The following is a 23105-nucleotide window of genomic DNA, read 5'->3' on the forward strand; positions in this document are numbered from 1 at the left end:
CACAGAAAAAGGGCAATAATAATGGCATATAAAGTGATTATACTCTATCAACTTTATATGCCATCTTACTTTTTAGGGACATTTACTGAATATCCCTATATAGTGTAAGTGAATAAATACACTGAATATGGATACACCTATAGAATTGTTGACACAAGCTTTATTAGGAGAGTTGCCGGAGGAGAGGAAACGCTGTTTCGAGGCATGGTTACAAGAAAGTGAGGAACATCGTTTACTTTGGGAAAGGTTTCGTCAGCAAGGATATTTTGAAAATACTTTGTCGGAGCTGCATGCTGTGGATGCAGAAGGGGCTTTTCGTGAGTTTTTAAGGAACCGGAAGCGCATCCGTATACGTCGCGTAATAAAATATGCGGCGGTCCTTTTACCGTTTGCTTTCTTGCTGGGATGGGCAGCCCGGCAAACCTTCAGGATCAATGAGACGGTAAACTTACCTGCCGAAGAACAGATCGCGCATGGAAAAATAAAAGCACAATTGTTCCTGAGCAATGGGACGAAATGTGATTTGGGAGAGAACGATTGTCTATTGAATGAAGGACAGGTGAATGTAGTGGCTTCCGGAGGAAAACTGCAATATGAAAACAAGGCCGGAGAGCTGGAGGAGGAGGTAAAGTACAATGTGTTGGTAGTTCCCCGGGGGGGGGAATACACGTTGGCTTTGAGCGATGGAACTGTCGTGAATCTGAATTCCGAATCGGAACTGAAATATCCTGTATTGTTTACAGGCGATACCCGCACTGTCCGGGTTAGCGGCGAAGCCTATTTTGAAGTGGCTGAAGATGCGGCACATCCGTTTATAGTAGAAACTGCGGGAGTAAAGATCAAGGTATTGGGTACCGGATTCAATGTCATGGCTTATCCCGGCGATGCGGAATCTGCTGTGACCTTGGTACATGGAAAGGTCGGTATACAGACCGACCGGCAACAATTGGTATTGCAGCCCGACGAACAATATGTTTATCAATCGGAAACCCATCGGGGAACCGTCCGGCAAGTCGATGCCACTCAATATATCAGTTGGAAAGAAGGAATCCTGAATTTTGATAAAATGCCTTTGGATGAGTTAGCACGCAAATTGAGCCGTTGGTATGATGTGGAATTCTTTTTCACATCCGAACAATTGAAACAATTGAAATTTTCCGGGGCATTTAAGAAGTATAATGATCTGCATTATGTTTTGAATATCATAGAGGAGCTTACAGATGTGCAGTTTGCTGTAAATAATCGTACGGTTATAGTCAATAGAAAATAAAAGTCGGTGCGCGCTTCCAACACGCACCGGGATTCTCCCGAAAAGGAAGAATAATTTTAGTAATTTAATCTACAAATTTATGAAAAAAAATGCGAATTGGTGGTTTGTTATGCGAAAAAACAAGCCGCAAAAATTACTTCGGATTATGAAATTGATTTTTTTGATGTGTGTCTGTATTGCAACATCTGTTTCGGCGAGGTCCTTGGCCCAACAGCGGATTACGATGCAATTGGGCGAGACCGGATTAAAGGCGGTGTTTAAAGAGATCAGCCGGCAAACCAGTAAAACGGTCATATATAATGATGACCTATTGAAATTCGATGGAAAAGTAAGGGCAGATTTTATTGATGTAGAACTCGAAGAGGTGTTGAAACAGGTGTTGAAAGATCAGAGGATGTCCTATAAATTTATGGATGATTATATTCTGATTGTCAGGCAAAAAGATGTTCCTCAAACAGTCAGTGAGATTACGCTCAAAGGTACGGTTGTTGATCAGACAGGAGCGGCTTTGCCGGGGGTAACGGTGTTGGTGAAAGGCACAACCCTGGGAACTTCTACCAATATAGAAGGAAAGTTTTCCCTGCAATTACCGGAGACCCAAAACATGGTGCTGGTGTTTTCTATGATCGGTATGAAATCGAAAGAGGTGCCAGTCGGCAAACAACGGGAATTCAAGATAACGTTGACGGAAGAAAAAAGCGAACTGGAAGAGGTCGTGGTGACCGGTATAGTGGAGCGTAAGGCGGAAAGTTTTACGGGTAGTACCGTGACTATGAAAAACGAAGATTTGAAGCGGGTGGGTAATGCAAACGTTTTCCAAAGTTTGAAGAGTTTGGACCCTTCATTGATGATTTTTGATAATATGGAATTCGGTTCCGACCCGAACAAGAATCCGAAGATGACCTTGCGTGGAGCATCATCCATTGATATGGGAACTGAAGACCTTGACATCAAAGGTACGTATGCCAATGATCCGAACGCTCCTCTGTTTATTTTGGACGGTTTCGAGGCGACGGTTCAGAAAATCATGGATTTAGATATGGATCGTATCGCCAGCCTGACCATTTTGAAGGATGCTTCGGCAAAGGCTATTTACGGTTCGCGAGCTGCCAACGGTGTGATTGTCATCGAGACTAAACAGAATGAATCCGGAGATTTGCGTGTGACTTATACAGGAAGTGTTACGCTTGAAGTGCCGGACCTGACATCATATAACCTGACCAATGCGGCACAGAAACTTCAATTGGAAAAAGAGTTTGGTTTGTATGAACCAACTGATATGAATGGTGAAGATGTTAGCGGAAAAGAATTGTACATGTCTAAATATAAAGCAGTTTATGCGGGGGTGAATACTGATTGGTTGGCGAAGCCTTTGCATATGGGGACAGGTCAGAAGCATTCACTTTCTATCGAATTGGGTGGTCGTGATTTGCGTGTGATGACGACATTTTCCTACAATCACATCGTTGGTGTCATGAAAGGTTCTACTCGTGACACCTACGATGGTTCCTTGCAGGTTTCCTATCGTCACAAAAAATTCAATTTCCGGAACATATTGAATGTTACGTCTAATGTGGCAAACGATTCTCCGTATGGCACTTTTAGTGAATATGCGGCAATGAACCCTTATTACTCACCATACGATAAAAATGGTTTTTTGGTGAAAAATGCTGCTTTGTCGGTGGATGGATTGGAAACTACAGAGTTTGTGGCGAATCCGCTTTACAATGCGACGTTGAATACCAAAATAGAGAACCGTTATTTGGACGTAACGGACAATCTTTATGTAGAATGGTCCGTATTACAAGGGTTGAAAGCGACTTTGCGTTTTGGTATCACGGAGAAGCGGACTAGTGCCGATGAGTTTTATCCTGCTAACCATTTGAAATTCTATAATTATACGGGAGATGATTTGTTCCGGAAAGGTTCTTATCAGGCCAATACCGGTCACATGAAAAAATTGTCGGGAGACTTGAACGTGCGTTATTCTACGGTTGTCAAGGAAAAACATTACTTGTTTACCAACGTGGGATTAAATCTGTCTGACGAAACCTATGAAGAGATTGTCCACAAAGCGGAAGGATTTCCGAATGACCGGATGAATGACTTGATGTTTGCCAAACAGTATGTCAAAGACACAAAACCGAGCGGCAAGGAGTCGACTATCCGGGATATCGGTATTTTGGGAATTTTCAACTATACGTACGACAATAAATATCTGTTCGACGCTTCGTATAGAGCCAATGCCTCTTCTCAGTTTGGCGCAAACAACCGTTGGGGAAGTTTCTGGAGTATCGGTGTCGGTTGGAATATGCACAAGGAGGCTTTCATGAATTCAGAGATATTCGAAAACTTCAAGATTCGTGGTTCATTGGGATATACCGGTAGCCAAAGTCAGGATGCGTATGCATCCATTCCGACGTATGTGTACACGTTGGACAGAACCTATACGGGGTTATTGAGTTCACAGTTGCAAGGAATGAAAAATGATGATTTGAAATGGCAGCGGAAAATGGATTATAATGTGGGATTCGATATGAATATAAAAAGACGTTTTTCATTGACCTTTGACGCATACAGATCCATTACAGATAACACTTTGATCGATCTGACATTGCCACCATCCAACGGTTTCACTACGCTTCGAGAGAATGCCGGAGAGGTGATTAACCGGGGGTTTGATATTCGAACTTCCTATACGATACTACAAAACGTCAAGGAACGTTCTTTTTTAACGGTGAACTTGAATATTTCCCGGAACAAGAACAAGTTGGCCAAACTTTCGGATGCCATGAACGTTTATAACGAAAGTCAAAACGCTTCTGTATCCGGTACAGCCCCGGCTCAGTTGTATTATGACGGTGTATCTATGAATGCCATTTGGGCGGTTCGTTCTTTGGGAATCGATCCGCATAACGGACGTGAAATTTACCTTTCTAGCAGAGGTTTGCCGACCTACAATTGGAGTGCCGCCGATCAGGTCGTGTTGGGGGATGAAATGCCTAAGTTTCAAGGAACAGGAGGTATCAGTTTCGAATGGAAAGGGATTGGCGGAAACGCTTCCTTTACCTTTCAGTATGGAGCACAGATGTACAACACCACATTGGTACAGAAAGTGGAAAATGCCAATTTGAGTGATAATGTGGATGCCCGTTTGTTTGACGGCGTATGGCGTCCGGGAGAGGGAGGTGTGAAACCGTACCGCGCACCGAGGTACCGGGATCCGTCGACCGGTAATTGGGTCACTCCGGAGACCAAGCCGACGTCGAGATTTGTACAGGACAGGAATGAATTTGCATTGACCAATTTGAGTTTGTACTATGATTTTTACCGGTATGAATTTTTGAAACGGTGTGGTATGGAGCGTTTGAGGGTCTCTGCATATGCTAACAATTTGTTCACGATTTCTTCTATCGAGATAGAACGGGGAACATCCTATCCGTTTGCGCGCAGTTTTAATTTCTCATTGTCTGTAACTTTTTAATTTGAACGGTTATGAAAAAAGTAATAATGGCTTTGTGCCTGATATGGTCCCTGGCTTTTGTCTCCTGTGAGAACTGGTTGGATGTGAAACCGAAGGCAGAAATCAAATGGGATGTATTTTTTGAAACGGAGCAGGGATTCAAGGATGCTTTATTGGGATGTTATTGTACGTTGTCAGAGCGTAGTCTTTACGGTGGGGAAATGACCTGTCTGTTCTTGGACGCGCTGGCTCAACAGTATTATTATACGAATACCAGTTCGTATAATAGTGTTTTTATGTATCAATACAATAGCAGCCAGGTAACCGGTTTTATAGATAATATTTGGTCGAAGATGTACAATGTGCTTGCCAATGTCAATTCTATCATAGAGGCGGTGGAGGAGCACGGAGACGTGATGACTCCGACGGTGCGTTCTTTGGTGAAGGCCGAGGCATATTCCTTGCGGGCCTATCTTTATTTGGATTTGGTTCGTCTGTTTACTTGGGGTAATTTGGCAGACCGTTCAGACCGCGCGGAAAAGCTCGCCGGAGTGGCCATTCCATACGCTAAAGTGTATGACAAATACATTGTTCCCCAAGAGACCTTAGAAAATATATTGCAATATCTTCATGAAGATTTGGATACCGCGATAGAGTTGTTCCTGAATTACTCTCCGGAGAGCAAACAGGGAAAACGTCCGGAAGACTATACAGAGATACCTGCTGAAGATACATTTTTCGATAGCAAGCTTATCGTGTACCGGATGAATTTGCGGGCAGCGTTAGCTACGCGTATGCGGTTGAATATGTGGGAAGGAAATTATGCGGCCGCCAATAAGGATGTGCAGACTTTGAAGGATAATTATCAACTGACCTGGATTGCCGAATCCGATTTGTTGAAAGCGAAAAAAGAGCAGGATTTGGCTTTTTCCAAAGAGATGCTGTTCGGTCTGGAGGGCTTCAAACGTTATGAATCGGTAATTGAACCACTTTTCAGACGTTATATAGGAAATGAAATAAATAAAAATCCCCAGTTGTTATCTTTGCTGAACACGAGGGCCAATGAGATTTATGAAAGAGATAAAGGGCTTTCCGTTGCGGATTGGCGTTGTATTTATTGGTGGGAAAAATCAGAAGAGACTTATGCCTTTGAAAAATTCTATGAGGAGGAAGGAATGGTGTATAGCAACAATATTCCCTTGCTGAGGACTCCGGAAATCTATTATGCGGAAGCGGAGTGCTTGCTTCGGGAGGGAGGAGCCGGAAATGTGAGAAAAGCGGTGGAGGTGTTGAATGAAGTGAGGAAAAACAGGGGACTTTCTGCATCACCTTTAGCTGAATCATTGTCATCTGACGAGGTGTGGGAAGAGTTGATTAAGGAGTGGCGCAAAGAGTTTGTGGGAGACGGTCAGCTGTTTTTCTTCTACAAACGCATCGGTAGTGAGTCGATACCGTATACCTCAGTGGAAGGTAATGATGAATTATACGTATTGCCTTTGCCGGAAAAAGAGGTTGATTTCGGAGGACGAACAGATTTGATAGAGAGGGACTAATCTAATAGTGTGAGATTATGAAAGAGATTAAATATATTTTTCTATTGGGCTTGACGTTGATGTTAGGCAGTTGCCAGAAAGAGGAAATAATGATGTATCAGCAACGGGCCGGAGTTTATTTCTCGACCCGTTCGATGGCATACTCGTTTACTGAAAATCCGGGTGTCGATACGGCACGCTTGCGTTTGCCGGTGGATATTACCGGCAGTCCGGTGGATTATCGGCGGGAGTTTAAGGTGACGCTTCCCGATTTCAATCCTTGGACGACTGCCGAAGAGGATCAGTATAAAATCGGGCAGGGCTATGTGGAGGCAGGTGAAGAGACGGGTTATGTGGAACTTGAATTGTATAAAGACGAGCGGTTACTGGATTCCGTATATACTTTGCATTTGGCGATACAGAAAACACCGGATTTCCCGGAGATACGTTTGAACCGTTTTGATATGGAGATAACCTTTACCGATAAATTGATACAGCCAGCTAATTGGGGATATTTAAACTTAGGTACCTTTTCTTCGGCATGGTGGCGTTTTGTGTTGAATGTTACGAATGGTAATCCTTTGCGTTATTGGGGAGGAGTTAATCCGGATAAGGATTACTGGACGATGGGATATTCAGAGCTTGCAGTTTGGAGGACGGTTATACGGCGTGAATTGAAGAAATACAATGAATCGCCGGAGGGACCGCTTGTACATGATGATGGACCGAGTAAGGGCAAACCGGTGGAAATGCCGATTAATTAAACTAAATGGAGTGAATATGAAAAGAATAGGCTATATATTGATGTGCGTATTATCGGTGCTGTCGGTCAGTTGTTTTGATGACGACAGTAATACCGATATTCGGGAATTGAATCCGATTGTGATAGACTTGGATAATACGGATTTGTATGTCAATCAAATGGATACCTTGCGGGTTGAGCCGTTAATTTATTGCGAAGGGGTTCCGGATACCCAGTTGAGTTTTGAATGGGTGTTGATGAAGCATGGTACAATTGTGCCCCAGTTGTTGGATACAACAATGTATTTTTGTGCTCAGATAACGACTCCACCAGATAACTATCAGTTGCGTCTGACGGTTACGGACAAGACGACCGGTATATACAGAATCGAAACTTATTCAGTTTTTGTGAATCCTACATTTGCGGATGGATTACTGATTGCCGATACCAAAGACGATGGAGTGACCAGCGATATCAACTTGGTGATGTGTCGGGAACTTTCTGCAAATTTTCATATGTACAATGAAGAGCGTAAGATTTTCCGGGGTATATGGGAAATGGTGAATCATACACCTTTGGAAGGAAATGTGTTGTCAGTGAATCTCAGTTCTCTATATAATGAAAATAAGTGCGCTACTATTGTAACAAGCAAAAACGCATATCGGGCCGATTATACCGATTATAAATACCTTGCAATGGGATCGAGTCTGTTTTATGTTCCCCCTCGTTTTTTGGAAGAAGGAATTCATTCCGCAATGGCTACATTCCGATCAAATGCAGGAATGGAAAATCTGGCCGTGAACGGATTGGTGTATGGCCGTACTGTCGGTGGTTCTTATGGTACGGAGTTATATCCTACGGGAGTCGACGAGTATAATATAACCATGATGATGATGCCGACAACACTTTGGACTATGGCTCCGTCATACGCATACGATGCTTTGGGAAAGAGGATGCTGTTTTTTACACAAGAGGCTGCTTATAAACCTGCTGAATTTCAATATGGAGGGGGATTTAATGCGGGGGATTTGAGTGATTACGAAGCCTTGTTTTTGGGAGAAAGCTCGGAAGGAATACTTCTTTTGGCTGATAATTTAAAAACGGGAACCAAAGAGGCGTTGGTAATGAATGAAATTAATCAGTTTCAAATACAAAATGCATCAAATATCGCTCAGAAAAAAGTTCCCGTGAGCAATGACGCCCCTCATATCGAACAGGCGCGCTTTTGGGCATCAAGTAAACGGGGAACTGCATTGTATTATGCTACCGAGACGGAGGTATATGCCGGTTCTATAAGTGATATGGGTAGGGCTACGCTGCAATGGAAAGTGAATGAGAGGGCAGGAGAAACCATAACGGGCCTTCAGGTTTATAATTGGCAGGGAGGATATTTTTATTCTGACGAGACTGATGATTTTGTCAGTTCAGATTATAGATTATTGCTGATTACCGTGCAAACGGCCAATGGAGAGGGAAAAGTGACGGCAGTACCCATCAAAAACGTTCATACGGGAGTGTTGGAACAAAGCGAGAAACGTCATATTGTATTGGATGGTTTTGGGAAAATATTGGGGATTTATAAACAAGTAAGGTAATTGAGACTATGAGAACCATATTATTATTGCTGATATTTTGCACAACTTTTATAGCTTGTCAAGACGATGACAATGAAACGATTAGTTTTGAAAAAGGTGCAAAGAAACGGGTAAAGCAGATTACGGGAGAGAACAGTGTTTGGGGAAAATACCGTTTGAATTTTACTTACGATAAGGAAGGGAATTTTTTGAAGGCCTGGCGTTTGAATGCTGAAACCGGTGATACGACAGGGGTGATAACCGTGGATTATGATTTGAATTACCATTTTCTTTCGATTATTGATTACGTATCCCAATTGGATCCGGCACGGATTCCGGAGTATCAGCAAAAATATCCGAACGATTGGCAGGATTCCGTGAAATCTTATCACTCAGAACAATTGCTCTGTTCTGTGAAATTGGAGGATAGGCAAGTTACCAAGGTTTTGAACCGTCCCCGTCGTTATCTCGGTTCCGGAAAGGATTACAACGCTACTTATGTGAAAGTATCCCAAACAAAGCAAATGTCAGAAGAGTTGAACGGCCAGCCGACGGTTGTCCGTTGCATAGATAGCAAATACGGAGTAGGGGCAGATAATGCCAGTGTTGAGGAACGTGTCGTGAGCAAATATGAATTTGTTTACACCGGAGGAGAATTAAGCGGGGGGAGCCAATATTGGCCGGATACATATAGCGAAACGAGCTGGAGGAAAATAGGTGACATCTCGATTGAACTTTATTCGGGAGTAGTAGTAGGCATTGATAGCGATACCTATAGGATGAGACGTAGCGGCAAGAAGGTTGTTGTGGCAGAACCGGGGAAGACCTATACTTACGAACTTGATGATGAATGGTGTGCGGTGCGGATGGAAAACAGTGACGGAGATACTGCTACATTTGAATATGAGGCAGGGAACGGTAATTTTTATGAATTGATTACCACTCCTGAGGAGCGGGCTTTGTATAAAGTGTGGATTAGATAATGTTAACGAAAAGATAGAACCATGAAAAAGATAATAACGATACTTTCCGTCCTGATGTGCATGACGGTTGCCTGTTCTGATGACGAAGATACAAAGGATTATCCCGAATTACCGGACAGAGATTTGGATATATCCGTACCGGTTGTCCCGGCAGATTGGGAACCGGGCATGGCTTACAAACCATACGAGGACGATATGCCGGAACCTTTGAATGTGGATGTACATGTGTTGGTTGTGGGAGAAGGGGAACAGTTGGAAAATGTCCTTCACGTGCTGAACAATGAGGCGTGGTTATGGGGCTTTGAGTTGTTTGGTAAGGAGGTGGAGAAAAAAGAGAATGTGCGGCAGTGTTTCTTTCCCAATCATGAAAATATTTGTATCCATACGATGAAAAGCATTATGGATTTGGGGAGTGACGATGTAAAATATGACATCATATTGTTCACGACTCCGGTGGAGGATATGGCTACGGCAGAATTGTGCGAGAAGCAGTTGAAAGAGAAGTGCGATAAATATCCGATGGTGATTGTGCCTGCCGGAGATTATGAAGGCTCATCATTCAGCAATAAAGCCTGGGACTTTTGCAAACAAGTGGGGGGAGTGAATTGGGAAAGGGATGTATTGCCGAATTTCCCGGAATGGGGAGAAGTCGGAGAATTTCTGACTGACGAACAGAAAGTGTATTATCATCCCGGGAATGTGGCAGCTGCATACGCTGTCAAAGAGGGCGGTCATGCTTGGACTTATGAGTGGGTGATTGTAGGGGGAAGTGACGGATATGGAAATGTATATGGAACTACTCCCGGAGAAGTATTTCAGTATAATAGTATGTGTGCCCCTTTTTCCTTTAATGTAAATGATGCCCAGGTGAAAAGCACTGAGTTGAGTGCAGCTTATGTCGCTAAAATTGCAGCGGAAGTCAAACGCCGTTTGCCTCATTATACGGCTTCTGAACTTTCTGAAATCATTCTTAGCAATGTGGATTATATAGGAGCTTTTGCAAGCTATGGATACGGAATGATTAATCCAAAAACACTGTGGGGAGTTGTCAAAACTAAAGAGGTGCCAGCTAATGAGACGAATTGAGGAGGCAATAATAATAATTGTAAAAAGAGAGCGTTATGAACAAAATAAATTATAAAACAGGTATTTTATCGTTGTTGTTATTCTTTGTTGCCTGGGGCTGTAAAGATGATGACGATGAATTGCGGATTCCTCATCTGGAGGTGGGGGAAAGAGCTTTGTCTTTTAATGAGTCTGAAGTGCAGACGTTGGCTATAGAGGCGAATGGCCATTGGAGAGTGAGAGCCGTTATCAGGGATACAAATGAATTTTTGATATCTCCAAGGGAAGGATTCGGGAATGGAGAGGTGACCATTACTTTGAATCGTACCAAACCGGAAGCAATCAACGGCTATCTGAAAGTGACTTATTTGGACGGGACCGATGAGGGATTGGAAGTGGCGAAAGGGGTACGGCTTACAGCGGATAAACTGGACATGAATGTTTATCCTCGGAGTGTGACATTCAATTCTGCGGCGGGATATACCCAACAGAAATTACGTGTATATTCTTCAGGAAAATGGACGGCCCGTCTAAGTGATACAACTTGGTGTAAGCTCGCTAATGGGAAAGGGGAAGATGAAGGGTATGTGACCTTATTGTTTAAAGAGGGGGCGGAGGCTACCGAAGAAGGAACGGAATTGATTATTGCTCCGGATGATAAACCCTTGGTGCGATATGTGGTGAAAGTAAGTGATGCACAAGGACATAAATACGGGCGTTCCGTGACTTTACACAAAGCTACGAAGGGAGCGGGTATTAATATTGTGATGGTAGGCACTTTCTTCTTGAAAAATGATTTGAAAAAGGGTGGCCGTTTTGATCAGGCATGTGAGTCGTTTATGAAATATGCATTTGTTTTGGAGCCGTTTAGCTCTTATGTGGATTACTTTAATGTGTATGCTGTTCCATATCCCAATGACTATGATGAAGATTTATTTGGAAACAGAGAGAAAACGTATGACACGCCAATTGGGACATATAATGTTAATGAATCCATGGCTATAGGAATGACATCTGTTCATCTGGATAATTTATATAAATACGCGTTTCAGAATACGCCGGTTTCAAGTGAAAAAGAAACGCTGCAAGATTTGTTTGTGGTTTCGGCTGTTTGTTCGGATGATTGGGCATACATGCGGAATTATACAAATAATTATCCTGGTAGCACACAAGGGCGGGGAGTTACGTTCGCACCTATTTTTGCCGGAGATTTGACAACTCTGTTTGGACGTGAGTTACAGGGACATAACTTTGGTAATTTTTTTGAAAACACCCTTGGAGGAGACAAAGTCTTTCCTGAGGAACAAAAAAGTGGACGACGTGATCTGCAGAAAAACAATCAACTTTGGCTGGATGTAGAGTTTATAAATGATACTGAACAATTTATGAATCAGGCTTGGGTGGAGTTGTATAAAATGAACTATCGTAATGTCAGTATCGTAGAGGGGGCTCAAGACTATGCAAGTGGAATATGGCGTGCTGCTTCACAGGGAATAATGGGGAATGGAGACAATAAAGGGAATGTGGATGGCAAAATGTTTTATTACAATCCGGTACAGAGAGAGTTGATATTACGGAAGATATATCAATTGTCGGGTTTGGAAGAGGAGTATAGCTTGCAGACGTTCTTGGATTATGATAAGAATAATGTAACCAATATCCGGACGGACGAGGAAATGATGAAAAATTAATCTGAATTTGTGAGAGAATTATGAATGAAAAAAACTTATAATTACGTAAAAGTCAGTAGAATGATGAAATATTTATTGATAGTGGGTGTATTAATGACGTCTTGGACAGTACAGGCCCAAGACCGTTCTATCCGGTTTGAAGAGGGTAGTTATCAGGAAGTTCTTGCTAAAGCGAAGAAGGAGAATAAATTGCTTTTTATTGATTGCTACACCTCCTGGTGCGGACCTTGCAAAATGTTGGCGAGGGATGTGTTTACGAATAATGAGGTAGCCGATTATTTCAACGAACATTTCATTTCATTGAAAGTGGATTGCGAGAAAGGGGAAGGGCCCCAGTTGAGGGAACGTTTCGGGGTGTCGAGCTATCCGACATTGTTGTTTATCGATGGTAGCGGTAAGATGGTCAATAAGATTCTCGGGGCAAGTCCGGCGCCTGCTTTTCTGGTAAAGGTGAAAGAGGGACTCGATCCTGAAAATTCTTTGTTCGCCAAAGAAAAAAAGTATGAGGCGGGCAACCGTGACCGGGCTTTTATGCTGGATTTGATAAAGTCCTATAAAGGACAGCGGGAGCTCCAAAAAGCTACGAAAGTTTCTTCAGAATTGTTGGCGTCTTTGAGCGAACAGGAAATACTGACCAAAGAGATGTGGGACGTTGTGCGTGATTATTACGTTTCTCCTTACGGTTCGGAATGGTGGAACTTTATTCTGGAACATGGCGATGAATATGCCAGGTTGGTGGGTAAAGAAGCGGTGGCCAAAAAAATCGGAGAAACCTTGCATCCTTATTTGTTCGGATTCGCTTGCGGACATGGCAGATCCGAAAACAGAGCGGATTTTGTAACCTATAAAACATTGGTAGAACGTTATCAGCCTGCTCAGAAAGAAACCCTGTATGCTTTTATCAAGCTGGGAGAAAGCGCCTGTTTCGATGATTTTAACGGTTATTTCAAGACAGTGATGAAGGTTGTTCCTAAAATGGATGCAGGCGAACATTTCCGTTTTTTTCATAATGCATTGGATAATCTGCTGAAAAGCGCAAATACAAAGCAGAAACAACAATTGCTGGCTTTATTGAAAGAATCACAAAAGCAGCAGACGGATTATTTCAAACCTGAGTTTCAGAAATTGCTGGATAAAGTAGAGAAATCTGAATAAATTCTTAGACCTTTTAATAAAATATGATAAAGAGATTAATTCCTTTAATGGTGTGCCTGCTACTGGGTGGTGTGGCATTTGCTCAGGGTGGAGTGGAGTTCCGGGACCTGACTTTCGATGAGGCCCTGGTTAAGGCTAAGGCAGAGAAAAAGCTGGTTTTTGTCGATTGTTATACGGCTTGGTGTGCACCTTGTAAAGCCATGGCAAAGGATGTTTTCCCGCAGAAAGCAGCCGGAGACTTTTTCAATCCGCGTTTTGTGTGCGTGAAATTCGACGTACAGAAGGGAGAAGGCGTTGAAGTGGGGAAAAAGCTGGGCACGAGAGCGTATCCTTCGTTTTTTATTATCCGTCCCGACGGCAAGGTGCAGCATGCCATTGTCGGTGGTTGTGAACTGGATGTGCTGATTAAAAGGGTGGAACGGGGATTGAATGAAAAAACTTCCCTGCTCTATCTGGATACCCGTTATCAGCAGGGAAAATTGAACAAAAAGCAACTGCTGGATTATAAAATGGCTTTGAAAGAAGCTGACAACCAAGCTAAAGTTAATGAAATACAAAAAGAACTGGCTGACATACTCACCGAAAAAGATAAAGTAAAAGCCTATTTTTGGCCTTTTTTTGCAGAAGCTCAGGTGGGAAGCGCCGAGATGGATTTTGTGCTGGCTCATCTGCCGGAGTTGGAGAAGAACGTCGGAAAAGAGAAGTTGGACCAATATTTGGATGAGGCCTATTCCAATGTTTTGAATTCCTCTGTCAAAGCTTTTCATGCACCGGTTAATGGCGGAGGAGAAAAACCGGATTTAAACAAACTGAAAGAACAAGTTTCTAATCTGAAAATTGCCCGTCAGCCTCTGCTGATGATGAAGTATAATATGCTGGAAGCCGCTACAGTCGGAGATGCGAAAAAATTGATGGAGGTGCTGGATGCCGGAGTGAAGCAGCTGGACGACATTTGGCTGGCGTCTATCACTTTGCAGAAAGTGAGCGGCAAGGCTACAAAAGAGGAACTGAGTCACATGGCAGCTTTGGGGGAAAAGATTAGTGCGCAGCAGACAGATGATTATACAAAAAAATATTTCGCCATGCTGGCGGATAATTACAGACGCCGGGCTCACACAGGGATTTATTTCGATGAACTGAGCTTTGAAGAAGCTTTGGAGAAAGCGAAGAAGAGTAATAAATTATTATTCGTGGATTGCTATACCTCCTGGTGTGGCCCTTGTAAGATACTGGCCAGGGATGTGTTTACCGATAGCGAAGTGGGTGATTATTTCAACGAACATTTCATTTCGCTGAAAGTGGATTGCGAGAAAGGCGAAGGGCCTCGGTTGCGGGAACGGTTTGGAGTGGCGGGATTTCCGACTTTGTTATTTCTGAACGGGGAAGGAGAAGTGGTCAGTAAAATGGTGGGTGCTTCCAAACAACCGGTCTTTTTGCAGAAAGTAAAAGAGGGGCTTGATCCCAATACTTCCGTCTATGGAAAAGAAAAGCAATATAAGGCGGGTAAACGCGACCGGGCTTTTGTGCTGGATCTGATCACGTCCTATAGGAACCAGCGGGAATATAAAAAATCCCGGGAAGTTTCTTTGGAATTGCTGGCTACATTGAGTGAGAAGGAATTGCTGACCGAAGAGATGTGGGAAGTGGTTCAGGATTATTTTGTGTCCGGCTATGGTTCGGAATGGTGGAATTTTATCCTGAAACACAGTGATGAATACGCTAAATTGGTGGGCAAAGAAGCGGTGGCCAATAAAATCGGCTCGACCATGCATCCCTATCTGTTCGGATTTGCCTGTGGGAATGACAAATCGGAAAACAGACCGGATTTTGTCACCTGTAAAAAATTAGTAGACCGTTATCAGCCTGCGCAGAAAGAAATCTTGTACGCTTTTATTGAACTGGGGAAAAGCGCCTGTTCCAATAATTTTAACGGTTATTTCCAGACTGTACTGAAAGTTGTTCCTAAATTGGATATCAGCGAGCATTATCGGTTTTTCGCTAATGCATTGGGGCATTTGGTAAAAAATGCCAATGCAAAACAGAAACAACAGCTGCTGACTTTATTGAAAGAGTCGCAAAAACGGCAATCGGATTATTTCAAACCGTTGTATCAGGAATTTTTGGATCAGGTAGGGAAATTTTAATGAGAGTAAACTGTTTTTTATGAAAAGCAAAATGAAATATATATTGATCGGCTTGTTGTTGTTAAGCGGGTTTTCGAATGTCCGGGCTCAGGATGCTCTGGATAAATTCCAGCAGGAAATGGGAAAATTGGAAAGTCTGGAAAGTGAATACCACAAGGTTATTTTTGGAAAGAAGGATTATCCGAAACATTATACAGACAGTATTGGAAAGCTTTTTCAGGCGATCCGGCAGGAAAAGAGGGATTTTGCGCAAAAGGCTGTCGATAACAACCGTTCGGATAAACGGTTTGTCAAAGTGTTGGGGATTTACGTGCAGAATTACCTGACGATCGACGAATTGGAGGCAGATTTGAAAAAATTCTCTCCCGAAGTGCAGAAAGAGCAGGAATGGAAAGATAAAATGGATTTTGTGAAATATTCCCGATTGAATCTACCGGGGCAGAAATGCATTGATTTTACTGTGAAAGGACATGACGGGAAGGAAATCCGTCTTTCGGATTTATTGGCAAAAAATAAGCTGGTACTGATTGATTTTTGGGCATCCTGGTGTGGTGCTTGCCGGGCTACAATGCCTCATCTGAAGGATATTTACCCGGAATACAAGAAGAAAGGAGTGGAATTTTTCTCTGTATCTCTGGATGATAAGGAAGAAAATTGGAAAAAGGCTTTCAAAGAAGAAGCATTGCCCTGGATAGACGGCAGTAATCTGCTGGGATGGAAGGACCCTATTGCTAAACAATATGCAATCACCGGTATCCCGTTTAAGATTTTGATCGGGAAAGACGGGGTGATTGTCGACAAAGGGTTTGCCCGGTCCGGTTCCCTGGAAAAAGCAATGGATGAGTATTTGAACAAAGTAAAGTAAAAATTTTATGGTTAGTGGAATGATGAAAAAAACGATGATAACCCTTGTTTTGCTGGGGTGTGCTTTCCTGCTTCCCGCGCAAACGAAAACGACTGTACAGGGACGGATTGAGAATGCGGAAAATCTGCGTCTTTATTATTATCTGAATGAGGAGTCCTATCCAGTGAGTGTGGACGGGGACGGTCGGTACAACATCGAGCTGGATTTGTCCGATTTTACCATTATAAAATTTTCTCCTCTGACAGGCTATCCTTCCATTACACTGAACAAGGAAGGAGCGCACAGGCCTGCACCCAGCATGCCTGTGTATATAGAGCCCGGAGAACAGGTGACTGTGGATTTTGACCTGCAAAAGTGGCCGATGGCCCAGATAAAAGGGCAGAAAGTGGCCAGGGAATGGGGAAAATTGTATGAGGCTTACGGTGTCTGGATACACACGGCTTATGAGAACGACCGGGCGAAGCGGGATTACAACCGGAAAAGGGATCTTTCGCCGGAAGAGCAGAAGCAGATGGACGAGGAAGTGGCTGCGTTGCGGCAGAAATATAACGGACAATTGCAGGAATTTTGTGCCACTCATCCCGACAGTTATATCAGCCTGGAACAAGTGTCACAGAAAGTGCGGAAAAACCCGGTTGAGGAGCTGATGACGGATTTTAACCGGCTTTCCCGGAGAATACAGGAGAGCGAACCCGGACAGGAACTGCTGGCTCGGATTACCGCCAAAAAGAATTCGTCTGTAGGGGTTGCCGCTCCCGATTTTTCCGGATTGACCCCGGAAGGCAAAGAGGTGAAACTGACGGATTACAGAGGCAAATACGTGGTGATTGACTTCTGGGGTTCGTGGTGCCATGCCTGCCGCCACTCCCATCCCCACATGCGGGAATTGTATGAAAAATATCATTCGCAGGGACTGGAGTTTATCCATATTGCCAATGAGTATCAGAAGAAGCTGGAAGAAAAGAAGGAAAAATGGCTGGCTGCGATCAAGGAGGATCAGATCGGTGCGTTTACCCATATTTTGAATACGGCTGATAATGATATCGTAAAAGTATATAACATACAAGCTTTCCCTACCAAAATTCTGGTGTCACCGACGGGTGAAATTCTGGGCCGTTGGGAAGGAGAAGCCCCTGAGTTGGACCGGATGCTTGAAAAAATATTTTTTAAATGAGCCAGGGCATGAAGCTGACGGTGAAAATTTTGGCCGTATTCCTGGTTACGGGTTTGACGGTGCTGGCACAGTCCCGAACGGTTGCCGGGGAAATACCGGATTCCGGAAAGTCGCTGAAGACGAACCCTGTGGTGGAGGTAGTGAAAGCCATGACATTGGAAGAAAAGGTGTTTATGGTGATCGGCAATAAAAACAATTATTGGTCGGAGCATAATTTTCTGGGAGTGGGAGCCACTTACCAGTGTGACCGCCTGGGTATTCCGCCGGCAATTCTGGATGACGGACCGGCAGGTTTGCGGATACCTTTCAAACGGGAAGGCGACGCACGCACCTATCATTGTACGGCATTTCCTACGGCAACGGCTTTGGCGGCTTCGTGGAATCCGCAACTGAATGAGCAGGTCGGGGCGACGATGGGAAATGAAGTGCTGGAATACGGGTCGGATGTGTTGCTGACCCCCGCCATCAATATCCAGCGCGACCCGTTGTGCGGACGCAATTTTGAGTATTATTCGGAAGACCCTTATCTGACGGGCAAGATGGCGGTTGCCATGATCCGTGGCGTACAGTCGCAAGGGGTAGGTACTTCGCTGAAACATTTTGCCGTCAACAATCAGGAGACAAACCGGCGCCTGGTGAATGCCGTTGTCAGTCAGCGGGCTTTGCGGGAGATCTACCTGCGGGCTTTTGAAATTGCCGTGAAAGAGGCCGATCCCTGGAGCGTGATGGCAGCTTACAACAAGGTGAACGGATATTATGCCACGCAAAACAAGGAGCTGTTGCAGACAGTGTTGCGGGATGAGTGGGGCTATCGCGGACTGGTGGTGTCGGACTGGAGTAATGCGGACGACGGCGTGGCGCAAATGCGTGCCGGAACGGATCTGATCATGCCCGGTTTTCTTATCGATTATCCGATGGGACCGTATTTCTATGACGAGATATTGAACGGGGTGAAAGACCACCTGCTGGACGAGGAGGTGCTGGACCGGAATGTGACGCGGGTCCTGGAATTTGTAAAGAAGACACCCCGGTATAAAGGGTATGAATTTTCGTCGGAGGTCGATTTGAAAGGACATGCCGAACTGGCCAAAATGGCGGCGGAGGAGTGCATGGTGTTGTTGAAAAACGAAAAGAAGGCCCTGCCTTTTTCATCCCGGGTGAAGTCGGTGGCCCTGTTTGGAAAAACCTCCTACGATTTTATCGCCGGTGGCCGGGGAAGCGGGGAGGTGAATTATTTCCGAAGCATGTCGCTGAAAGAGGGCTTGCAGGCCATGGGCTATAAACTGTCGGCCGGACTGGAGGAGTATTATACCCTTCAGATAGATTCCCTTTACAAATCGAAGGAAGCGGAAACGGCCGAGGAGGACCGGAAGTATATTGTAGCTTCGCTTCCGGAGCAGGCTTTGCCGGAGGAGTTGATCAGGGCGCAGGCCCGGATGACGGATGCCGCTGTCATTACGATCGGCCGGGTGTCCGGCGAGGGAGGAGACCGGAAGGAGGAAGGGTATTTCACCTTGACTCCGGAAGAGACGGATATGATTGCCCGGGTGTGTGATGTGTATCACGGCTTGAATAAGAAAGTGGTGGTGGTGCTTAATATCGGTGGGGTAATAGAGACGGCTTCGTGGAAGGACAAACCGGACGCCATTTTGCTGGCTTTCCAGGCCGGGCAGGAAGGGGCCGGGGCCGTCGGACGCATATTGAAGGGGAAAGTCAATCCTTCGGGCAAACTGCCGGTTTCTTATCCGGTGAAGTATTCGGACACTCCGGCTGCCCCTGATTTCCCGGGTATTCCCAAAGACAATCCGTTGAATACCTATTATAATGAGGGGATATATGTGGGCTATCGGTATTATGAGACGATGCAGGTGCCGGTGTCATACGAGTTCGGCTACGGGCTTTCCTATACTCAGTTTGAGTATGGTAATCTGAAAATCAGTTCCGGGGAGTTTGAAGACAAACTGACGGTCAGCGTGGATGTGAAAAACACAGGAAAGATGGCGGGAAAAGAAATCGTACAGTTGTATTTGTCGGCTCCGGTATGCGGTATGGACAAACCGGCCATGGAGCTGAAAGGATTTGCCAAGACCGCTTTGCTGGCACCGGGCCGGACGGAAACGGTCCGTTTTGAAGTGGATGCCCGTGCTCTCTGTTCCTTTGACAGCGGCCGGTCGGCCTGGATTGCGGATAAAGGGGAGTATACCGTGAAAATCGGCAGTTCGTCCAGGAATATCCGGCAGACGAGTACGTTCACGCTTGCCGATGAAAGAGTGGTGGAGCGGGTAAACGATGTCCTTTATCCCAACGGACCGGTGAAAGACCGCTATTCCCGTTCGGGAGAGATATTGAAAGGCCGTTCCGGGTTCAAAAAAGATCCTTATTATCAAGGTATCCGGGAGTGTCTGTGGAGAGAATAAACTGTAAAAATGACAAAGTATGATGATGAAAGTGTGTATTTTATTTTTGAGTATGATGTTTTTACTGGCTCCGGCAGGTAAGGCCCAGCCTAAGATTTGGGATGAGACGGAACAGGAAAAGCAGGAACGGATGGCCTGGTGGACACATGACCGTTTCGGTATGTTTATCCATTGGGGATTGTACGCCTTGCCTGCCAGACATGAGTGGGTGATGCGCTATGAGAAGATTCCGGTGGAAGATTATGAAAAGTATTTCGACTTGTTCGAGCCGGATTTGTATAATCCGCGTGAGTGGGCCAGGATGGCGAAGGCTGCGGGTATGAAGTATGCGGTGATCACCACCAAGCACCACGAAGGTTTTTGTCTGTTCAAAACTGATTATACGGACTATCAGGCTCTGAACGCTCCCTTGTGCCGCAAGGATTTGATCAGGGAGTGGGTGGAGGCTTTCCGGGCGGAAGGACTGAAGGTGGGATTTTATTACAGTCTGCTGGATTGGCACCATCCGGACTTTGAGATTGACCGGATTCATCCGCAGGCACCTAAAGATCCGAAAGACTACAAGAAACTGAATAAGGGGAAGGATATGGACCGCTACCGGGAGTATGTGAAAAATCAGGTGACGGAATTACTGACCAATTACGGAAAGATCGATCTGATGTGGCTGGATTATTCTTATCCCAAAGGGGAGCATGGCAAGGGACGGCAGGATTGGGATTCGGAGAATTTGATGAAACTGGTCCGTAAATTGCAGCCGGGTATTATCGTAAACGACCGGGCAGACTTGCTGGATGTGCCGGGAGGCTGGGATTTCAGCACTCCGGAACAGTATAAGGTGGCCAAATGGCCGGAAAGAGACGGAAAGAAAATCCCCTGGGAAACCTGTCAGACTTTTTCCGGATCATGGGGATATTACCGGGACGAGGCTACCTGGAAAGACAACAGGCAATTGCTCGGGTTGCTGATCGAATCGGTGAGCAAGGGGGGAAACCTGCTTTTGAATGTGGGGCCTACGGCCCGGGGGACTTTTGATCAAAGGGCACAGGAGAGGCTTGCCGGTTTGGGCAAATGGATGGCTGTGAACAGTCCTTCCATTTATGGCTGTACAGAGGCTCCGGCCGGTTTTGATGCTCCGGACAATACGCTGCTGACTTATAATCCGGAGACAAACCGCCTGTATGTGCATTTACTGGATTATCCGTTAGGCAGGTTGTTGTTGAAAGGATATGCCGGTAAGGTGAAATATGCACAGTTTTTGCACGACCGTTCGGAATTGCGGTTCGGTAAGGCCAATGCAAGTGTGACCCACAAGGATGAACTGGACGAAAAGGATATTCTTTTGGTGTTACCGGATGTCAGGCCCGATGTTGAAATTCCGGTGATAGAGCTGATATTGAATTGATAAAAAGACTTTCTGTCCCGATTCCGGGACAGAAAGAAAAAATGCCTGCAGTTATTCAAGCCTGTCCTTTCGGTTCCAGATCGATAGGAAATCCTGTCGGTTGCTGGTTTTCCGAAGCAAGGCGTATCGTACCGTTATCCTGTTCATATTTCCAGATATTGTCCTGTAAAGCCAACATCAGGCGTTTGGCATTTTCGGGAGTCAGAATAATCCGGCTTTTTACTTCCGGTTTCGTTACTCCGGGCATCAAACGGATAAAGTCGATAATAAACTCCGAAGTTGAATGTGCTATGATCGTCAGATTTGCATAAGTGCCTTGGGCCACCTCATGGCTCAGATCGATTTCCAGTTGGGTCTGTTTTTGTTCTTCCATTGTTTATTGAATTGATAATCAGTATGCTTTGATTGGTGATATTTCTATCTGAACAAATATATACTATTTTATATAATGAACGTAAAATTTTTTTCGGATTCTGATTTGAAAAAGTGAAATAAAGGCAAGATGGTAATTACCGGCCGATTTTGTGTTATCTTTGCCGGAGCATTACGAACAGAGTGTGATGTGAGTGATTGTTGTAAATAATAAAAAACAGAGAAAAATGACTGCGAATTGGTTTGAAGCGAAGGTGAAGTACATGAAGGTGAACGAGGATGGGCGTGAAAAAAAAGTAAATGAAGCTTACCTGTTGGATGCGATGTCGTATACGGAAGCAGAGAGCAGGATTATGCATGAGATGGAATCGGTGATTTCGGGAGATTATTATATCAGTAGTCTGAAAAAATCGAATATTACGGAACTGGTTCCTTCGGAAGATGAAAATGACGACCGTTGGTATAAGGCGAAGGTAAACATCATCGATGCCGATGAAGTGAGCGGAAAAGAAAAATCCACCGGTCAGTATTATCTGGTGGCTGCCTCGAATATTAACAAAGCTTTGGAGAATCTGGAGAAAAGTCTGGCTTCTTTTGTGGTTCCTTATGAGATTGCCAGTCTCACGGATACTCAGTTTATGGATGTATTTCCTTATTTTTCCGATGAAGAAGAACAGATTCCGGAAAATCTGAAGCCGTTGACCGAGGAAAAAACGGAAGAGGAAATTTAGGCTATAATAGAAACGTAGGTTTATTTTTTCTTTCTATTCCGATTCCGGGTTTTATCCCGTCAGACCGGTTCGCCTGGACCGGTCCGTTAAGGCTTTCCTTCACTGACCGGCGGAACTCCTCACTGCGTTCGTCAAACACCACCGGTCGGGCGTTCGGAAAACCTAACCGGACCCTCGTTCCTGCTCCAATGGTCTTCCGGCATAAAACCCTTCATCTCACGGCAGAGCTAACCGGCAAAGAAAATACAACCAAAAATTTGCAACAGCAGGAAGCCGGACCGTCCGGATTATTTCCAGTGAGAATAATCTTTCTTAAATCAAGACTGGTTTGCAATTCAGTGATAACGTAAGTCGGAGGTGATCGGGATTGGCGACCATTGGAGCTCTGTCGAGTGTCGTCTTGCTTTTTCTGAACGCCCGACCGGTGGTGTCTGACGAGCTTGCGAGGAGTTCCGCCGGTCAGTGATAGAAAAAGTTAGACGACCGACAGAAGCGACCGGGTCGCCAATTCCGATCACCGAAGAC

At 44.7% G+C, this 23105-nt stretch carries 16 protein-coding genes; 15 read left to right on the forward strand and 1 reads right to left on the reverse strand.

The features are described from left to right. Window positions 1-127: 127 nt before the first annotated feature. From AC5RDS_RS06085 to AC5RDS_RS06150, 14 genes are all read left to right on the forward strand, one after another. The gene (locus tag AC5RDS_RS06085) at window positions 128-1270 is read left to right on the forward strand and encodes a FecR family protein (RefSeq protein ID WP_022160507.1); all 1143 of its coding nucleotides are present in this window, start codon (window positions 128-130) and stop codon (window positions 1268-1270) included. 145 nt (window positions 1271-1415) lie between these two features. Further along, window positions 1416-4754, forward strand: a complete 3339-nt coding sequence (locus AC5RDS_RS06090; protein WP_162609990.1) for a SusC/RagA family TonB-linked outer membrane protein — start codon at window positions 1416-1418, stop codon at window positions 4752-4754. 11 nt (window positions 4755-4765) lie between these two features. Further along, the gene (locus tag AC5RDS_RS06095; protein WP_022160505.1) at window positions 4766-6286 is read left to right on the forward strand and encodes a RagB/SusD family nutrient uptake outer membrane protein; all 1521 of its coding nucleotides are present in this window, start codon (window positions 4766-4768) and stop codon (window positions 6284-6286) included. Between the two features lie 17 nt (window positions 6287-6303). Then, window positions 6304-7029 carry a DUF4843 domain-containing protein gene (locus AC5RDS_RS06100; RefSeq protein ID WP_022160504.1) on the forward strand — a complete coding sequence of 242 codons (726 nt, stop codon included), beginning with the start codon at window positions 6304-6306 and terminating at the stop codon, window positions 7027-7029. Window positions 7030-7045: 16 nt separating this feature from the next. Continuing rightward, window positions 7046-8602: a PKD-like family lipoprotein gene (locus AC5RDS_RS06105; RefSeq protein ID WP_022160503.1), complete on the forward strand. Its 1557-nt coding sequence runs from the start codon at window positions 7046-7048 to the stop codon at window positions 8600-8602. A gap of 8 nt (window positions 8603-8610) precedes the next feature. After that, window positions 8611-9564, forward strand: a complete 954-nt coding sequence (locus tag AC5RDS_RS06110; RefSeq protein ID WP_087381490.1) for a hypothetical protein — start codon at window positions 8611-8613, stop codon at window positions 9562-9564. A 21-nt stretch (window positions 9565-9585) separates the two neighbouring features. Further along, on the forward strand, window positions 9586-10650 hold the full coding sequence (locus tag AC5RDS_RS06115; protein WP_022160501.1) for a hypothetical protein: 1065 nt from the start codon (window positions 9586-9588) through the stop codon (window positions 10648-10650). A 35-nt stretch (window positions 10651-10685) separates the two neighbouring features. After that, on the forward strand, window positions 10686-12320 hold the full coding sequence (locus AC5RDS_RS06120) for a BACON domain-containing protein (RefSeq protein WP_022160500.1): 1635 nt from the start codon (window positions 10686-10688) through the stop codon (window positions 12318-12320). 60 nt (window positions 12321-12380) lie between these two features. Beyond that, window positions 12381-13475, forward strand: a complete 1095-nt coding sequence (locus AC5RDS_RS06125) for a thioredoxin family protein (protein ID WP_022160499.1) — start codon at window positions 12381-12383, stop codon at window positions 13473-13475. A 23-nt stretch (window positions 13476-13498) separates the two neighbouring features. Continuing rightward, window positions 13499-15619: a thioredoxin family protein gene (locus tag AC5RDS_RS06130; RefSeq protein ID WP_087381493.1), complete on the forward strand. Its 2121-nt coding sequence runs from the start codon at window positions 13499-13501 to the stop codon at window positions 15617-15619. 19 nt (window positions 15620-15638) lie between these two features. Further along, window positions 15639-16484, forward strand: a complete 846-nt coding sequence (locus tag AC5RDS_RS06135; RefSeq protein ID WP_087381494.1) for a TlpA family protein disulfide reductase — start codon at window positions 15639-15641, stop codon at window positions 16482-16484. A gap of 19 nt (window positions 16485-16503) precedes the next feature. Beyond that, window positions 16504-17658: a TlpA family protein disulfide reductase gene (locus tag AC5RDS_RS06140; protein ID WP_162609991.1), complete on the forward strand. Its 1155-nt coding sequence runs from the start codon at window positions 16504-16506 to the stop codon at window positions 17656-17658. Continuing rightward, on the forward strand, window positions 17655-20075 hold the full coding sequence (locus AC5RDS_RS06145) for a beta-glucosidase (protein ID WP_241149357.1): 2421 nt from the start codon (window positions 17655-17657) through the stop codon (window positions 20073-20075). The genes AC5RDS_RS06140 and AC5RDS_RS06145 overlap by 4 nt, the downstream gene beginning before the upstream one ends. Window positions 20076-20094: 19 nt before the next feature. Beyond that, window positions 20095-21477 (forward strand): alpha-L-fucosidase, encoded by a 1383-nt coding sequence (locus tag AC5RDS_RS06150; protein WP_022161425.1) that lies wholly within the window; start codon window positions 20095-20097, stop codon window positions 21475-21477. A gap of 55 nt (window positions 21478-21532) precedes the next feature. Here the strand turns inward: AC5RDS_RS06150 and AC5RDS_RS06155 are convergent, their stop codons facing one another. Continuing rightward, window positions 21533-21850 carry a DUF3467 domain-containing protein gene (locus AC5RDS_RS06155; protein WP_022161424.1) on the reverse strand — a complete coding sequence of 106 codons (318 nt, stop codon included), beginning with the start codon at window positions 21848-21850 and terminating at the stop codon, window positions 21533-21535. A gap of 226 nt (window positions 21851-22076) precedes the next feature. Here AC5RDS_RS06155 and AC5RDS_RS06160 point away from each other — a divergent pair, with 226 nt between their 5' ends. Beyond that, window positions 22077-22580: a DUF4494 domain-containing protein gene (locus AC5RDS_RS06160; RefSeq protein ID WP_013612164.1), complete on the forward strand. Its 504-nt coding sequence runs from the start codon at window positions 22077-22079 to the stop codon at window positions 22578-22580. The last annotated feature ends 525 nt before the right edge of the window (window positions 22581-23105 follow it).

This window comes from Odoribacter sp. (assembly GCF_985060555.1).

Coding starts and splice junctions, on each gene's coding strand:
- AC5RDS_RS06155 (WP_022161424.1), bottom strand. CDS start 21,850: ATGGAAGAACAAAAACAGACCCAACTGGAAATCGATCTGAGCCATGAG.
- AC5RDS_RS06120 (WP_022160500.1), top strand. CDS start 10,686: ATGAACAAAATAAATTATAAAACAGGTATTTTATCGTTGTTGTTATTC.
- AC5RDS_RS06110 (WP_087381490.1), top strand. CDS start 8,611: ATGAGAACCATATTATTATTGCTGATATTTTGCACAACTTTTATAGCT.
- AC5RDS_RS06100 (WP_022160504.1), top strand. CDS start 6,304: ATGAAAGAGATTAAATATATTTTTCTATTGGGCTTGACGTTGATGTTA.
- AC5RDS_RS06115 (WP_022160501.1), top strand. CDS start 9,586: ATGAAAAAGATAATAACGATACTTTCCGTCCTGATGTGCATGACGGTT.
- AC5RDS_RS06090 (WP_162609990.1), top strand. CDS start 1,416: ATGAAATTGATTTTTTTGATGTGTGTCTGTATTGCAACATCTGTTTCG.
- AC5RDS_RS06160 (WP_013612164.1), top strand. CDS start 22,077: ATGACTGCGAATTGGTTTGAAGCGAAGGTGAAGTACATGAAGGTGAAC.
- AC5RDS_RS06145 (WP_241149357.1), top strand. CDS start 17,655: ATGAGCCAGGGCATGAAGCTGACGGTGAAAATTTTGGCCGTATTCCTG.
- AC5RDS_RS06150 (WP_022161425.1), top strand. CDS start 20,095: ATGATGATGAAAGTGTGTATTTTATTTTTGAGTATGATGTTTTTACTG.
- AC5RDS_RS06105 (WP_022160503.1), top strand. CDS start 7,046: ATGAAAAGAATAGGCTATATATTGATGTGCGTATTATCGGTGCTGTCG.
- AC5RDS_RS06095 (WP_022160505.1), top strand. CDS start 4,766: ATGAAAAAAGTAATAATGGCTTTGTGCCTGATATGGTCCCTGGCTTTT.
- AC5RDS_RS06130 (WP_087381493.1), top strand. CDS start 13,499: ATGATAAAGAGATTAATTCCTTTAATGGTGTGCCTGCTACTGGGTGGT.
- AC5RDS_RS06140 (WP_162609991.1), top strand. CDS start 16,504: ATGATGAAAAAAACGATGATAACCCTTGTTTTGCTGGGGTGTGCTTTC.
- AC5RDS_RS06135 (WP_087381494.1), top strand. CDS start 15,639: ATGAAAAGCAAAATGAAATATATATTGATCGGCTTGTTGTTGTTAAGC.
- AC5RDS_RS06125 (WP_022160499.1), top strand. CDS start 12,381: ATGATGAAATATTTATTGATAGTGGGTGTATTAATGACGTCTTGGACA.
- AC5RDS_RS06085 (WP_022160507.1), top strand. CDS start 128: ATGGATACACCTATAGAATTGTTGACACAAGCTTTATTAGGAGAGTTG.